Origin of the sequence: Pedobacter sp., assembly GCF_965227205.1 — a bacterium.
In the GTDB taxonomy this organism is placed as follows: Bacteria; Bacteroidota; Bacteroidia; order Sphingobacteriales; family Sphingobacteriaceae; genus Pedobacter.
Map to the genome: position 1 here is coordinate 1,193,522 of NZ_OZ245727.1, position 15,532 is coordinate 1,209,053.

Below are 15,532 nucleotides of genomic sequence, written 5' to 3' on the forward strand. Positions count from 1 at the left end.
TTTTCAATGTTATAGCTTTATAACAAACAAACTTTATGATCAAAAACTTTACGTTAACGATATTATTCTTATCTATAGGTTTTACTTCATTTGCACAAAGTGATGTAAAACACCGCATCATATTATTCGGCGATGCCGGAGAAATGAATCCTGCGCAAACCCAGGATTTAAAAAATGCAGCAAAACAGATAATTCCTAAAAAAACAACTGTTTTATACCTTGGCGATAACATTTACCCAACAGGTATGGGTTTGCCGGGAAGCTTGGAAGAAGAAGACACGAAGAAAATTCTTCAATCGCAGTTTATGCCGATGCGGGAGAAAGGCGCAGCAGTTTATTTTATTCCTGGTAACCACGATTGGGATAAATCAGGCCCGAAAGGTTTAGCTAAAATTAAAGCACAAGATGATTTTTTAAAAGCACAAAACGACCCATTATTAAAACTTGTTCCGCAAAACGGATGTCCTGATCCGGTTGCTATAAACTTGACGGATAAACTTACAATTATTGCTTATGATAGCGAATGGTGGCTTTTTCCTTACAACAAATCAAATCCGAATGGCGAATGTGAGTGCCGAACAAAAGATGAGGTTATTGTTAAAATGGAAGAATTGTTAGAGCGCAATAAAGACAAGGTTATTATTGTAGCTTCTCACCATCCTTTTCAAAGTTATGGTCCACATGGTGGATATTTTAATTTAAGAAATCATCTTTTTCCACTAACCTCATTAAATAAAAATCTATACATCCCAATGCCTGTTTTGGGTTCCGTATATCCGTTTTTGCGTTCAACTTTGTTAAGTCCAGAAGATTTAAACCATCCGGCTTATAAAGACTTGATAAAATCGGTAACGGGCGTTTTCGGAGATTATAAAAACGTAACTTATGTTGCTGGTCATGAGCACGGTTTGCAATTAATCAAAAGCAAGCAATTGCAGATTGTTAGCGGTTCTGGCTCAAAAGTTTCGCCAAATAAGCAAGGCAAAAATTCATTATTCCATGAAATGCAGCAGGGTTATGTTGTAGCTGATCAGCTTACGAATAATGATATGCGTTACGAATATTACGTTTATGCAGATACAGGTGTAAAACGCGTTTACAGTTACACCAAAAAATACGAAACGCTTACAGCAAAAGAAAGAAACAGGCTGAAACCCATCACTGCAGATAGTATAATTGTTCGCGTTAAACCAGAATATGACAGTGTTGGTCGCTTTCATCGCTGGCTTTTTGGAGAAAATTTCCGTAAAGAATACGCTGCTAAAACTAAGGTTCCGGTATTGCGTATTTCTCAAATTGCTGGTGGTTTAAAGGCAACTCAAAGAGGCGGTGGTAATCAAAGTCGCTCATTACGTTTAGAAGATAAAAACGGCAAAGAGTATGTTTTAAGAAGTGTAGAAAAATACCCTGAAGTTTTACTTCCAGCCGGTTTGAGAGAAACGTTTGCAAAAGATATTATTAAAGATAATATGTCTGCTCAACATCCATTTTCGGCTTTAGTTGTACCAGAATTAGCCAAAGCAGGAGGCGTTTATCATTCAAATCCAATTATTGGATGGGTTTCTCCGGATGATAATTTAGGAGAGTATGAATCTGTTTTTGCAAATACACTTTGCCTTTTAGAAGAACGTGAACCCGTTGGCGAATCAGACAGTTCGCCAAAAATGGATAAAAAATTAACCGATGATAACGACAATAAATTAAACGGACCTGCATGGGTAAAAGCACGTTCGCTCGATATACTTTTGGGAGATTGGGACCGACACGAAGACCAATGGCGTTGGAAAGAAAGCAAAAAAGACGGCGACTCTTATTATACGCCTGTACCAAGAGACAGAGATCAGGTTTTCTTCATGTCTGATGGATTTTTACAGCGATTTACTCAAAGCTCATCATTATTGCCAATGATGCAAGGCTATGAACGTGAAATCAAAGATATTAACTGGTTTTTATGGGAGGGAAGAGAAATCAGCAGCAGGTGGACCGCAAACATTGATGAAAAAGAATGGGATAAAATCGTAGCCGATTTCTGCGCTAATTATAACGATGAGGTTTTCGAAAAAGCACTGAGAAAACTTCCGGAACCAAGTTATTCGCTACATCACGATGCATTTTTAAGACAGTTAAGAGCAAGAGTAAAAGCTTTACCGAAACTGATGAATGATTATTACCATTTCTTTAACCGCATTGTTGATATAGAATTAACCAACAAAAATGAACTGATACAGATAAGCGATTCTGGCGAAAAAGGCTTAAGGGTAAAAATCAATAAAATATCTAAAGAGGGAAATGTAAAGGGCGAACTTTACGATAGAAAATTTGATCCGAAAGTTACTAAGGAGCTTCGCATTTACATGCACAATGGTAGCGATAGCTTAATTCTGAATAATAAATCATCAAATATAAAACTTAGAATTATTGGTGGTAAAGGCGATAAATACTACAATTTTGCCAACAGCAATGGTTCAACCAAATTATACGGAAGAACTACAAAAGCTACTTACGAGGGTGAAGATGATGGTAAAATCAGAAAGATAATTTCTAACGATACTTCTAATTTTAGTTACATACCAAAAGATATGTACCGTAGAAATTCGATTAACTTAAATGCTGGTTACAATAACGATGATGGCATTTTACTTGGTTTAATTTATAAGCAAACCAATCCGGGTTTCAGAAAACAGCCTTATGGTAATTCGCAAACACTTTCGTTTTTGCATTCGTTTTCTACAAATGCATTTAGATTTAACTATAGAGGAGAATGGCTAAAAGCTTTAGGTAAGGGCGATTTTATAATTAAAGCCGATGCTTATGCACCAAACAATACTCAAAACTTTTTTGGTTTGGGTAACGATACACATTTCGATGAACATGGAGATGATATCAGGTATTATCGTGCAAGGTTTAATCTTTACCAGGTCGATCCATCAATCAGGTGGCGCAGACCAAAATCTACTTTTAGCGTAGGTCCATCTTTCCAATATTACAAGTTAAATCAGGAAGATAACGCTGGTCGTTTTATCGAAAATGTGTCGCAGTTGCATTCTTCAGATAGTTTAACTGTTAGAAACGAGAAGATGTTTGCAGGTGCAATTGTAAACTTTACAAATAATACCAGAGATAATGATTTATTGCCAACCCTGGGTAGCTTTGTAGATTTTAAATTAACCGGGTATAAAGGCATTAATAAATATTCTAACTCATTCGGGCAGTTTACAGCAAGCATAGCTTTATATAAAAACTTAGATGGTAGAAAAGCATTTATTCTTGCCGATAGATTTGGTGGAGGTATTACAATCGGTAAGCCTGCGTTTTATCAATCGCAGTTTCTTGGCGGACAAGGAAATTTACTGGGTTTCCGCCAGTTTAGATTTGCCGGCGAACACAGTTTTTACAACAATTTAGAATTAAGGGCAAAACTTGGCGATTTGGTTAGTTACGTATTGCCTGGTCAGGTTGGTTTAATTGGTTTTTACGATGTAGGTAGAGTTTGGAAAAGAAATGAAGCTTCTCAAACCTGGCACCATGGCGTGGGTGGTGGTGCGTATTTTGCACCGGCATCGCTAACGGTTTTACGTTTCATAATGGGGCATTCTGTTGATGGTTGGTATCCGTACGTATCGATTAATTTTAGATATTAATTTAGTTTAAGAGGTTTTTTTGAAAAGCTAATTCCTGCTGAAAATTTAAGTTAGTCCTGCCTTTCCTACAATCTTTTTGTTCGTGGTTTCTGAGTTATTCAGGCTACTGCTGCAAAAAGTATTTTCGTACAGTCAGGTCTAGGAATGATAAGCCGATACTACTATTTAGGTTTTACCTTGCCAAGCTCTAACATTGTGTTTTAAACTTTGCATTTTTTGCCAAGGGTCAAAACCTGTGTTTAATAGCCCCGACATAAACGGAAATACTTTTGGCTTTTTAAAACTTACGAAGTCTAATGAGCATTTTTTTGGTAAAGACTTCGTAAGTTTTGCCAAAAGATTGCAGTATTGGCGGGACTGCCAGAAGCTAAGCATTACTGAACATGCGCTCCAAATAAATCAGAATTTAAACTAAACTTTAATTTTATTCGTATATTAATATATCGGATGTAAAAATAGTATTACGTTTTGCAGACTATTTGTGGCTCAGGCTATTTGTATCTTTGTAAGAGATAATAAACTATTTACACCACTTTAAATTTACGTCTATAACAAACATATACCCATGAATACCAATGTAATTAAAATACATAAAAACGAGTGCATTAATTGCCAGGTTAAATCTAACCTGTCGTTTAGGCCATTGGTAACCTATTTGAAAAACAGACTTAAAACAGAAAAAACCGTTAAGTCGGAATTTTATAGGTTTTTGCTCGAAAAAATTGAAAAAGAAAATGCTTTACTGAACAATATCAGCGCTCAGGAATTATCGAAACATAAAGAAACACTCGAATTAATTTTCACCATTTTAACACCGTTAATGGCGAATGAAAACGAGATGTTTTGGGCATTAAGTACACCCGTTCCGGATGAAATATTTTTCAGTACAAATGCCTTTTATCAGTTTTTTAAAGACCACGATCCTGCAAAAAAGGTTAGTAAAGATTCTGAATCAACAGAGAAAAAGCATTTGAAATTTGTTTACAATTTAATTTTAAACAGGTTTTATAATTTTTCATCAGTTTTAAAGAACGAGATTATTTATGCTCATGTAAATCCTGAGAATAATTTAACTTCTTACTATAACATTCAAAACGATACTCAATTTATCGATATACAGTTTAAAGGCGAATTGCCAGAACTAAATTTCGAAGAATTGGCACAGCATTTTCAGGAAGGTACAGAGATGGAATATCTGATTGATGCGCTTCCTTTAAAGAAATTTACCTTTGAGGGTTTTAGTGTAATTTCAATAACTGATGTTACCTTACAACATGCAATTGATGGTATTAGAGATGCTTTAGTAAATCATAATTACCAAACTGAATCTTATAACCACGTAATACAAGCATTAAAAACGCTTAGCGGTAACGGAGATTTAGAATTTGGCTTGATGCCATTTTTAACGGTAAACAATAAGCTGGTTTTTGATGATCAGGAGTTTTCGCAAAGTATGCTTATTAACTCTGCAAAAGCATCAAATCTAGAAGAAGAAGTTTTTTACTCGCTGGTAGATAAATATAAAGAAGACCCACGCCCAATTTTTGTAAGCTCGATTAATGAGAAACAGATGGAAAAAGACCCGTTTTTACGTGTTTTAAATGAAGCTGGTGTTTGTTCTTATTCGGTTTTGCCGGTTTATTATAATACACAATTAGCTGGTGTTTTAGAGGTTTATTCTAGCAAAGAGGTTGCGGTTGATGATAAATTGTTGTCGAGATTGCGCCCTGCAATGCCATTGATTGGACAGCTTTTTCAATACAGTATTGAAGAATTTAATGCCAAGATGGATGCCGTTTTAATGGATAAATTTACGGCGTTACAACCTTCTGTACAGTGGAAATTTAATGAGGCGGTTTGGGATTTTCTAAAACAAAGCAAGGAGAATAAAAAGCTTAAACAAATGGATACCGTTACCTTTAAAGGTATGTATCCGTTATTCGGTGCTATTGATATTCGTAACTCGACAAACGAACGTAACGAAGCTTTAAAAGAAGATATGCATGTTCATTTATTGAACATCATTAAAACATTGAAAAGCCTGCGCAAATTTGTTTTCTTAGAGCTGATTGATAAACTTATTTTTAATTGTAACGATTGGATTGTAAGAATTAGCAATGTTGCATCGAGCAACGAAGAAATGCTGTTAAACGAGTTTTTAGCTGTTGAGGTTTATCCTTTCTTCTCTGTTATAAAATTAAACCATCCGGAAGCTGCTGAAATTGTTGATGATTATTTTGCAGAAATTCTTCCAGAAACTGGTTTAGCATTTGAAAACAGAAGGAAATTAGAAATTTCGATGCAGCGTATAAATATGGAAGTTAGCCAGTATTTAGAAACTGCACAGCAAAACTTACAGGCATCTTATCCGTGTTATTTTGCAAAATTCCGTACCGATGGTGTTGAATATGATATTTACATTGGTCAGGAAATTGCACCAAATAAACCGTTCGATTTACTTTATCTAAAGAACATTCGTTTGTGGCAATTAACTTCTATGGTAGAAATTGCACGTTTATCGAAAAGTTTAATAGGTGATATGCCAAGACCTTTAGAAACGACACAATTGTTGTTTATCCATTCAAACGCAATCGACATTAGTTTTAGAAATGATGAGCGTAGGTTTGATGTTGAAGGTGCTTACAATATTAGATATGAAGTTGTTAAAAAACGTATTGATAAAGTTCTGATTAAAGGAACTTCTGAACGTTTAACGCAGCCTAATAAAATTGCAATGGTTTACTTTAATGCCGATGAAGCTAAAGAATACGTTGAATATATTAAGTATTTGCAAGATCAAGGTTATTTAAATGATGATTTAGAGAAACTTGATTTAGAAGAATTACAAGGTGTATCTGGTTTGAAAGCTTTAAGAGTTGGCGTTAAATACGTTAGTAAAACCAAGCGAAAAGAAGCTGAAGATTCGAAAGCTAAAGATTTAAGCTTAAATTTAAATTAAAAAAAATGGCGAAGAGGTTAATCTCTTCGCCATTTTTTTTGTTGTGTGTTTTTATTATTTAATTACTGCTACTGTTTCAGTAATTGCGTGTGTTTCTTCAGCAGAACTGATATTTGTTTTTAATGCTGCAAATCTATCCATTGTTAATCTTTGAGTATCGCCCATAACAACTGTGTGGTTATCAGTTGCACCGCTAAGTTTTAAATCTGCGTTGTCTTTAATTACAGTATATAATCCTTCGGTGTTCGAGTTAATTTCTGCATGTGCACTTCCTTTTAAGAAAACCTGTAAAAATTTAACTTTTAATTTTCCATCTGTTTTTACAACTGCATTATCTGCAGCTTCGATTCTGTAAATGTCTGACACATAAATTGTGATTTTGCTAACGTCTTTATCCAGAGATGTAATTCTTAAAAGATCACCTTCTTGTGTAATTTTTGCTTTGCCTAAATTATCTTCAGCGTAAGCTACAGATTCACTTTGTCTTTGTACAATTTTAACTTCTACATTTCCTTTAATAGAAATTCTTTTAAAGTTGCTTGGAGCAGATACGGTTGTTGGTTTTTTTTCTGTTGCTGATACGCTTGTAGAAAATGCTGCAGTTGTTAAAGTGATAGCCGATAATGAAACTGCGATTAGGGTTTTGATTGAGGTTTTCATAATGCTGTTATTTATAAATGATTATTATTTAGTTATTTATGATTTTTTAATGGTTTTGTAGATAAGACGCCTGTACTTGAAAAACGTTGCAGCGAATGTTGCATTTTTATACAAGCACGAGTAAGTAATCGACCAACGGGTAAAAAAAACAGACGAACGACTAACGGATTAGTTGAATTCAAAATCAACAAAGATTTGCTGTAGGAATTATTCTTTTTTATTTATATTTAAGTCGAAATTATTCCAAACGATTTATGAAGAAAAAGGTTGTTCTGGTTCAGGATAATAAAGATATTCTGGACATTATGGATCAGGTTTTAGATGAAGAGGGATTTGATGTAACCGCTTCATTAACAACTGAACCAATCGAGAATATAGAAGAAATAAACCCTGATGTGGTAGTAATTGATGATCACATCAAGGGAACTAAAAAAGGGTCTAAAATAATTAAGGAGTTAAAATCCGATCCTGAAACTGAGGATATTTCAGCCGTATTAACTTCAACATCAGAAAAGCTACCTGAAATTGCAAAGGAAAGCAAAGCTGATGATTATATTCAAAAGCCTTTTGAAATTGATGAAATGATTGAGGTTATTAAAAAGAATGCCTAATTAAGTCTTGGCTTAAAGGTATCTGTTTTAACTGTGGCCTTTAATTCATGTAATATGGTATATAAGCCAAAATTTGTTCGGTTAACATAAATAAAATGTTTTACACCACGGGCTTGCTTAAATTCGGGCATTTTCGAAATCTTTTCACCATACTCATATAGTTTCTCGAAGAATTCGTTTTTGCTGAAATCAAACGAGGTATTAATATAAGGCTTAGCAAAAAGCTCAATCATTTCCTTGTACGATTTGTAATAAAATTCAATTTGCGCTTCTGTATCATCAGTATGAATCATATCGAGCTTTCTAAAAGCATCTATCGTTTTTGCTTTATCGCGAATTACATCTGTAGAGATAAGCGAGAAAAACGGAATGTAAAAATCCAACGGCATCTCCTTAATGCATCCAAAATCAATTACGCCAAGTTTTTCATCAGGTGTTATTAAAAAATTTCCTGGATGAGGATCAGCGTGAACGGCTTTTAATTCATGTTGCTGGAAGTTATAAAAATCCCACAAAGCCTGTCCGATTTTATTTTTTAACTCTTGAGATGGATTTGTTTTCAAAAACTCTTTTAAGTGCAAACCATCAATCCAATCCATAGAAATAATACGTTTTCCAGATAGTTCAGGGTAATATTTAGGGAAAACTACATTATCTAAATTTTTGCAGGCTTCAGAAAATTCAATTGAACGTTTAACTTCTAATTCGTAGTCGGTTTCTTCCAATAATCGTTCTTCAACTTCTTTTATATAAATGTTTAATTCCTTTTCAGACATGCCCAAAAGCCTAAAGGCAAAAGGCTTAACCAATTTTAAATCTGATGAAATGCTATCGCCAACACCTGGATATTGAATTTTAACCGCAAGCTTTTGCCCGTTTAATTTAGCTTGATGAACCTGGCCAATTGAAGCCGCGTTGGTAGAAGTTAAATTAAAACTATCGTAAATGTTTTCTGGTGTTTTGCCAAAGTTTTTGGTAAATGTTCTAACAATCAGCGGTCCTGAAAGTGGAGGTGCATTATATTGAGATTGTGTGAATTTATCTACATAAGATTTTGGCAGTATGTTTTTATCCATGCTTAACATTTGCGCAATCTTTAAAGCACTTCCTTTTAGTTCGCTTAAAGATTTATAAATGTCTGTTGCGTTATCTTCATTAAGCTGCTCTCTATCCATTTCTGGATTAAAAAGCTTTTTTGAATAATGTTTAATATAATTTCCACCAATTTGAAAACCTGTTTTAACAAATTTTGCAGAACGCTCTACCTTAGTAACCGGAATACTCTTTTGCTCTTTCATTTATAAATTAAAATCCCATACGTTCTTTAAACTTTCCATTTCTGCTCAAAAACTTTCCATATTCAAATAAATTATCAATAGGAGAGTGCTGGAAAAGATCGAATGTTACATTTATGCCTTTTTCAATAGCTTCATCGGTTTTTTCAAAACCTTCACTATCATCATTAATCCAAAAATTTAAAATAAATGCAAACTGAACCCAAAGTGCATCTTTATATCTTTTGCTAAAGAATTTACGTTCTGCAAGTTCTCCGTTTTCCAGTCCTTCATTTATAATATCTTCGGCGAAATTTTCAAAAATAGGTCTAACACCAGCCAAAACAGTAGGTGTGCTCAACTTTAAGCCGTAATTTTTTAAGCTGTAGATAATAAAGCTTCTCTCATTTTTTAGTTGCTCCACGTAGCTGTAAAAAAATGAGAGCATTTTTTCTCTGGAAGAATATTGAGACCAGACTTCCTGTTCCTTAATTTTACTTATCGTTTCAAAGGTTAATTCAAACCAAATATTTTTCTCAATACTTTCGAAAGAGGAGTAAAACTGATAAAAATCAGCTTCAGTAATTTTTAACTTTTTTGCAAAAATATAAACCGATTTAGGTTTTTCATTGTTGCTTAAAACGTAATCTAAATATGCTTTTCGGATTTGCTCAGCAGTTGCCATATAACTGTTTTTTTTAAATATAACGTTTAAAGTTTAATCATGTTTCAGTGTGGTCGTATTTAAAAATCATGTTTTTGTAATAAATGCTTTCATTTATTTTGAAAGTTTGTTTTTAGCTAAAATATTTAGTTGTTGTTGAAAATTAATTTTCTGTAAAACTAAAATAAATAGTATAATTGTGTTGTGTTATTTAAGCTTTAGAGATATGATTCAGGTAAATGATTTTTTGTATGGTAAGGTAGATTTACCAGAGGTTTTTGAAGATTTATTGAATACTGAAGTTTTAAAACGATTGGCGGGAGTGCATCAAAGCGGTGCTATTTACCTTGTTAATCCAGATATCTGTCACTCAAGGCTTGAACATGCAATAGGTGTGATGATTTTAATCAAAAAGTTAGGTGGTTCTGAATTGGAGCAAATCGCCGGACTATTACACGATATCTCGCACACGGCTTTTTCACATGTTGGCGATTATGTTTTTGATAATACTGATGAGGATTACCATGAAAAAGTTTTTGCTGAAATTTTATATAATTCAGAAATTCCTGATGTTTTATTGAAACATGGTTATAATGCCAGTCAAATTATTTATGGTGAATTTAACATTTTAGAACAGCCATTGCCAGCGCTCTGTGCGGATAGACTAGATTATACATTAAGAGATAGCTTTTATGCAGGGTTAATTTCCAGACAAAGAATTTTAACGTTTTTAAACGCTGTAACATTAAATGATGGGAAAATTGCAATCAATGCTGAAGAGGAAGTTCTATGGATAAATGATGTATTTAAAAGGCTTAACGACGAGGTTTTTAATCTTCCGCTTTATTTATTTGCGAATGGAAAAATGGCACAACTAATTAAGGATTTTTTAGCAAAAGGCATTTTAATTGAAAAGGATTTGTTTAAAACGGATACGCTGTTGCTTAATAAAATTAGAAGCAATTATTTGGGTTACGAAGCCATTAAATCAATAAAGCAGTTAAAAGGATTTTCAGAATTTATAAGGCATGGAGCTGTTCCAAAAGTTAAAACCAGAACATTGAATGCTTTGCTTGTTTAATTGTTTCTAACCCTTCGCTTATTTTAGTGTATATTCATTAAAAATTTGATATGTCGGCAATTGAAATTATCCTAATTGGAGTTATTATTCTTTTAATTTTTGGTGGTAAAAAAATTCCTGAACTTATGCGTGGAATAGGCAGGAGTGTAAAAGAATTTAAAAACGCAAAAGATGAACCACCTGTAAAATAGTGTAAACTTATTTTGATAAATCGTGTTTTGATTATAAAACTTAAAACATGATAAATCCTAAAAATGATTCTGAAAAAAATAAACCAAATGATGGTTTAGATAATTGGAATAACCGATTAGATAAAAATTTAGAGCAATCGAACCGCAATGATACAGTTGCAGATGAAAAAGCAAAAGAATATTCAGAGCAGTTCGAAAATAAGCCTGAAAAAGATGAATAATTTTCTTTAAGCAGAAACTCTAAGTTTTATTTCTTCTTCTTTACTAGTTGTTTCAAGATAATTTTTGCTTAAATCATAACATGATAATAATGTATTGATGTTATCAATAATAACATCTAACTCTATTTTATCATAAAGTGGTGAGTTTAGTTTATTTAGAAAATACATCAAGCACTGTCTATCTAAGTCATTTAAATCATAATGGATTTTTCTCATTCCATCATTTACCGCGTTGTATATATGTTTCTTTAAGAAATAGAATGAAATTCTATGATTATATAGTATGGTTTCAGTAATATTTTTTTCCAATTGCATTTTTGCATATGCAACTTCCATAGTATTGTAAATCTGAATATCTGTTCTTTCGCCGTTTCTGGCTGGATATATTTGCTCAATTAATTTTAAATACGCATTCATAATCATCCCTTTCGGTTAAGTCATAAATAATAAAATTACTTTATGGGATGATGTTTTTCAATTAAAAATCAGCGATTTTGTAATTGATAAGAATAGAGAAATATTGGGTTCAATATGCTAAAATGATATTTGTTTTTATTCTTTTTTTACACAAACCCTTTAGTTTTTTACACGAAATAGAAATTTGAGTATTTAAAATATGTTAATTTTTTTTCTTGTATATTCAATAATAGTATATTGCATTCTATAAACAAACCAATGCAAACTATTTCTTTATCAAACTAATAATAATGAAACGAGCATTCTTATTAGTTTTTTGTGTCGCTATTTTATTGTGTAATAAGGGGTACAGTCAAAATATTTCCAATGAAGGAACTGATTTTTGGACTGTATTTCCTACGCATGTGCCTAGTGGTGGGGCTTTAGCGAGTTTGGTTGTTTTCGTAACCTCAAAATACGATACTGAGGTTACGGTCACTTGTGGTGCTTATTCATCTGGACTTACTGCAATACCAGCAAATACTTCAGTTGGTATTCAGGTTAACCGAAACGATTCTTATATTGATTTAAACGATGCAAATAGGGTTTTAACAAACCGTGGAATTCATATTGTAGTTACCCCGGGCAAACCTAAAGTTGCAGCCTATGCACACGTTTTCGCCGGACATCGGTCTGCAGCATCACTAATATTACCATTTGAAACGCTAGGCCAGAAATATTTTTCAGTTAATTATACTCAAAACGTTGCAGCGAATAATAATAATGGCAATACCAATAATAGTTCTCAGCAAGGTTATAATTATTTAACAATTATAGCGGTAGAAGATAATACAGTTTTATTGTTAAAGGATAAAAGTAATACAAGCAGAACAATTACGCTACCTAACGTCGGAGATGTTTATGAATATACCTCTGGTCTTGATGATTTAACTGGTGTGTCTGTTGAAACAGATCCAAGTACATCTTCATGTAAACGATTTGCAGCATTTTCCGGAACTTCTAACATTGTAATTGGAAACTGTTCCAGTGCAGATCCGCTTTATCAGCAAATCTATCCGGTTTCGAGCTTAGGTAAAACATATGGTATTATTCCATTTATTAATCAATCCTATATTTATCGTGCTATAGCTGTTGATGATAATACAAAAATTTATGAGAATGGATCTTTAGTCGCTACCTTAAATAAAGGTAATTTTTATAGTTCTCCGAGATTATCAACGCCTAATTATGTAACAGGTGATAAAAACTTTCTCTTAAGCCAGTATATGTATTCTGTTGGTTGTGCAAGTCCTAATGGCACTTCTGCCGGCTTGGGCGATCCGGATATGGTAATATTAAACCCTGTAGAATTTAGTGTAAATAACATTACGGTATTTTCGGCTACTGAACAAGATATCAGATTACGTTATTTAAATGTTTTGATTAAATCGAATAAAACAGCCTCATTTAAAATAAATGGAATTGTTCCAAACATCTCTTGGACAACACTTGCTGCGAACTTATCTTTTGCTCAAATTCCGGTAACTGACAGAAGCCTAACACTTACAGCAGACGATGGATTTAATGTTATTGCATATGGTTATGGCGATACGGAATCTTACGCTTATTCTGCTGGTACAAACCTAGCTTCGAATAATTACCTTACTGTAGTTAATAATGCAAAGCAGGAGGAATATCAGAATGGTTGTGTGAATACGGAAATGAGTTTCAAAATAAATTTGCCGTATAAACCAGATAAAATTACTTGGACTCTTGATACCGAAACTCCAATAATTACTACTAACGAACCTGAGGTTAAAAATATAAACGGACAAACATTTTATATTTACAGCTACCCGGTTAAGAAAAATTATACTGTTGCTGCAGAACATAAACTTAATGTTGTTGCCCATGTACCAAATAATGCCACAAACTGCCAAAGTGGAGATTTAGAAACAAATTATGTGTTTTCTATATACGATTTACCAACTTCTAATTTCGAAGCCGAAGTTTCTGGTTGTGCTAAAACAGATATTTCTTTTACTGATAAAAGCATATCAAATTCTACCGAATTTCAGGTAACGAATTGGTTATGGGATTTTGGGGATGGAACAAAATCAGAAGAAAAAAATCCAAAACATCAGTACGCTGCAGAAGGAAATTATACTGTAACATTATCTGTAAAAGCTGGCTCAGGTTGTTATTCTGATGTTTACAGCAAAACAGTTACGGTTTATCCATTACCTGTTTCTAAGTTTTCATCAACATTAAATACTTGTATAAATACCGATTATTTAGTTACAGATGAATCGACAATTAGTTCTGCTAAAACCGTAAATAAAATTATTAAATGGCGTTGGGATTTTGGTGATAATACGATAATTGACAAGACAGATAATAATCCATTTGCGCATAGATACACAGCAGTTGGAACTTATAAAATAACACTTACTACAACATCCTTAAATGGATGTGTTAGCGATGTATTCACTAAAGATGTTATTGTAACTAATTTGCCTGTTGCGGATTTTACCATGCCTGATGTTTGTTTGAAGGATGCTTTTGCGCTATTTGTAAATAAAACTGTAGATGCCGATGGAGTAACTGGCTTGATAAAATACGAATGGAATTTTGGAGATGCATCATCTACTTTATTAAATCCAAATACATCTACAGAAAAAGATGGCAGGCATACATATTCAAGCTTTGGCATTTACACCGTTACACTTAAAATTACCAATGTAAATGGTTGTGTTAGTTCTCAATCAAAAAGTTTTACCGTAAACGGTGCTGTAGAAAAAGCAGATTTTTCGGTTCAGAATTCAAATAACCTGTGTAGCAATAATGCAGTTGTAATTAACAATTTGTCAAAGGCATTTTTCGGTAAAATTACTAAAATAGATATCTACAAAGATTTGGATGGAGCACCTGAAGAATTTGTAACTTATAATTACCCTACAAATGAAGACATAAATTTGGTATACACTGCATTTGGTGGTAATAGCAATAAAGATTTCAGGATAAAATTGAAGGCCTTTTCGGGTACAGACTGTTACGAGGAAGTAATAAAGCAAATCACATTAAAACCAGCGCCAATTTTAGAATTTACAGATATTCCTTCGGCTTGTCAAAATGATGGTTCTGTAATTATAAATCAAGCAAGAGAAACGTCTGGTATTGCCGGAAATGGCAGTTATTCTGGCGATGGAATTGATGCTGAAGGAAATTTTAATCCAAAAAGGGTACAGCCAGGTGTGCATGTAATTACTTATACATTTATCGCTGCTAATGGTTGTACAAGTGTCAGCAAAAGGGAAATTAATGTTTACCAATCTCCAACTGCTGATGCTGGCTCTACACTTTTTATATTAGCTGGTGGTCAAATCACCATTCCTGCAGTTGCAGAAGGTAAGGCCTTAAGCTACAAATGGACCCCTTCGTTAGGTTTAAATCGCGATGATGTATTAAATCCGATAGCATCTCCGGATAAGGATACTGAGTATGAACTTGTCGCAACCACAAGTGAGGGTTGCAAAGTGGTTACTTCTGTTTTTATAAAAGTTTTACAGGCACTTGTTCCACCTAATTCGTTTACACCAAATGGTGATGGAGTGAATGATGTTTGGGACGTGAAATATTTAGATACTTATCCAAATTCAACCATCGAAGTTTTTAATAGAAACGGAAATAAAGTATTTTACAGTGTAGGTTATAAAACACCATTTGATGGAAATTATCAAAATCAGCCTTTACCTGTGGGAGTTTATTACTATCTTATCAACCCAAGAAACGGGCGCAAAACAATAACCGGACCTCTCACTATAATCAGATAAA

Annotated in this window: 11 protein-coding genes; 7 read left to right on the forward strand and 4 right to left on the reverse strand. The window is 33.4% G+C overall.

Annotated features, from left to right (window positions below):
* Window positions 1-35 precede the first annotated feature (35 nt).
* Complete coding sequence (locus ACO05K_RS05015) at window positions 36-3,641, forward strand: BamA/TamA family outer membrane protein (protein ID WP_421943360.1); 3,606 nt, start codon at window positions 36-38, stop codon at window positions 3,639-3,641.
* A 565-nt stretch (window positions 3,642-4,206) separates the two neighbouring features.
* Window positions 4,207-6,600: a GAF domain-containing protein gene (locus ACO05K_RS05020; protein WP_421943361.1), complete on the forward strand. Its 2,394-nt coding sequence runs from the start codon at window positions 4,207-4,209 to the stop codon at window positions 6,598-6,600.
* 54 nt (window positions 6,601-6,654) lie between these two features.
* Here ACO05K_RS05020 and ACO05K_RS05025 read toward each other — a convergent pair whose 3' ends face one another.
* Window positions 6,655-7,260 carry a GIN domain-containing protein gene (locus tag ACO05K_RS05025; RefSeq protein ID WP_421943362.1) on the reverse strand — a complete coding sequence of 202 codons (606 nt, stop codon included), beginning with the start codon at window positions 7,258-7,260 and terminating at the stop codon, window positions 6,655-6,657.
* 254 nt (window positions 7,261-7,514) lie between these two features.
* On the opposite strand from ACO05K_RS05025, the gene ACO05K_RS05030 reads away from it, so the two are divergent.
* Window positions 7,515-7,871: a response regulator gene (locus tag ACO05K_RS05030; RefSeq protein ID WP_421943363.1), complete on the forward strand. Its 357-nt coding sequence runs from the start codon at window positions 7,515-7,517 to the stop codon at window positions 7,869-7,871.
* Here the strand turns inward: ACO05K_RS05030 and ACO05K_RS05035 are convergent.
* Together ACO05K_RS05035 and ACO05K_RS05040 are read right to left on the reverse strand one after the other, a co-directional pair.
* Entirely contained in the window at window positions 7,868-9,169 is a 1,302-nt protein-coding gene (locus ACO05K_RS05035; protein ID WP_421943364.1) for an ABC1 kinase family protein, read from the reverse strand. The genes ACO05K_RS05030 and ACO05K_RS05035 overlap by 4 nt on opposite strands.
* Window positions 9,170-9,176: 7 nt before the next feature.
* The gene (locus tag ACO05K_RS05040) at window positions 9,177-9,830 is read right to left on the reverse strand and encodes a TetR/AcrR family transcriptional regulator (protein WP_421943365.1); all 654 of its coding nucleotides are present in this window, start codon (window positions 9,828-9,830) and stop codon (window positions 9,177-9,179) included.
* Between the two features lie 205 nt (window positions 9,831-10,035).
* Between ACO05K_RS05040 and ACO05K_RS05045 the strand changes: the two genes are divergently transcribed.
* The 3 genes from ACO05K_RS05045 to ACO05K_RS05055 are packed head-to-tail and all read left to right on the forward strand — an operon-like array spanning window position 10,036 to window position 11,302.
* Window positions 10,036-10,890, forward strand: coding sequence for an HD domain-containing protein (locus ACO05K_RS05045; protein ID WP_421943366.1), 855 nt, complete (start codon window positions 10,036-10,038; stop codon window positions 10,888-10,890).
* 50 nt (window positions 10,891-10,940) lie between these two features.
* Window positions 10,941-11,081: a twin-arginine translocase TatA/TatE family subunit gene (tatA, locus tag ACO05K_RS05050; protein ID WP_421943367.1), complete on the forward strand. Its 141-nt coding sequence runs from the start codon at window positions 10,941-10,943 to the stop codon at window positions 11,079-11,081.
* 47 nt (window positions 11,082-11,128) lie between these two features.
* Window positions 11,129-11,302 carry a hypothetical protein gene (locus ACO05K_RS05055; RefSeq protein WP_421943368.1) on the forward strand — a complete coding sequence of 58 codons (174 nt, stop codon included), beginning with the start codon at window positions 11,129-11,131 and terminating at the stop codon, window positions 11,300-11,302.
* A 6-nt stretch (window positions 11,303-11,308) separates the two neighbouring features.
* Here the strand turns inward: ACO05K_RS05055 and ACO05K_RS05060 are convergent, their stop codons facing one another.
* Window positions 11,309-11,719: a hypothetical protein gene (locus ACO05K_RS05060; RefSeq protein ID WP_421943369.1), complete on the reverse strand. Its 411-nt coding sequence runs from the start codon at window positions 11,717-11,719 to the stop codon at window positions 11,309-11,311.
* A gap of 290 nt (window positions 11,720-12,009) precedes the next feature.
* Here ACO05K_RS05060 and ACO05K_RS05065 point away from each other — a divergent pair, with 290 nt between their 5' ends.
* On the forward strand, window positions 12,010-15,531 hold the full coding sequence (locus ACO05K_RS05065) for a PKD domain-containing protein (protein WP_421943370.1): 3,522 nt from the start codon (window positions 12,010-12,012) through the stop codon (window positions 15,529-15,531).
* The last annotated feature ends 1 nt before the right edge of the window (window position 15,532 follow it).

Coding starts and splice junctions, on each gene's coding strand:
- ACO05K_RS05055 (WP_421943368.1), top strand. CDS start 11,129: ATGATAAATCCTAAAAATGATTCTGAAAAAAATAAACCAAATGATGGT.
- ACO05K_RS05065 (WP_421943370.1), top strand. CDS start 12,010: ATGAAACGAGCATTCTTATTAGTTTTTTGTGTCGCTATTTTATTGTGT.
- ACO05K_RS05030 (WP_421943363.1), top strand. CDS start 7,515: ATGAAGAAAAAGGTTGTTCTGGTTCAGGATAATAAAGATATTCTGGAC.
- ACO05K_RS05020 (WP_421943361.1), top strand. CDS start 4,207: ATGAATACCAATGTAATTAAAATACATAAAAACGAGTGCATTAATTGC.
- ACO05K_RS05040 (WP_421943365.1), bottom strand. CDS start 9,830: ATGGCAACTGCTGAGCAAATCCGAAAAGCATATTTAGATTACGTTTTA.
- ACO05K_RS05015 (WP_421943360.1), top strand. CDS start 36: ATGATCAAAAACTTTACGTTAACGATATTATTCTTATCTATAGGTTTT.
- tatA (WP_421943367.1), top strand. CDS start 10,941: ATGTCGGCAATTGAAATTATCCTAATTGGAGTTATTATTCTTTTAATT.
- ACO05K_RS05045 (WP_421943366.1), top strand. CDS start 10,036: ATGATTCAGGTAAATGATTTTTTGTATGGTAAGGTAGATTTACCAGAG.
- ACO05K_RS05060 (WP_421943369.1), bottom strand. CDS start 11,719: ATGAATGCGTATTTAAAATTAATTGAGCAAATATATCCAGCCAGAAAC.
- ACO05K_RS05025 (WP_421943362.1), bottom strand. CDS start 7,260: ATGAAAACCTCAATCAAAACCCTAATCGCAGTTTCATTATCGGCTATC.
- ACO05K_RS05035 (WP_421943364.1), bottom strand. CDS start 9,169: ATGAAAGAGCAAAAGAGTATTCCGGTTACTAAGGTAGAGCGTTCTGCA.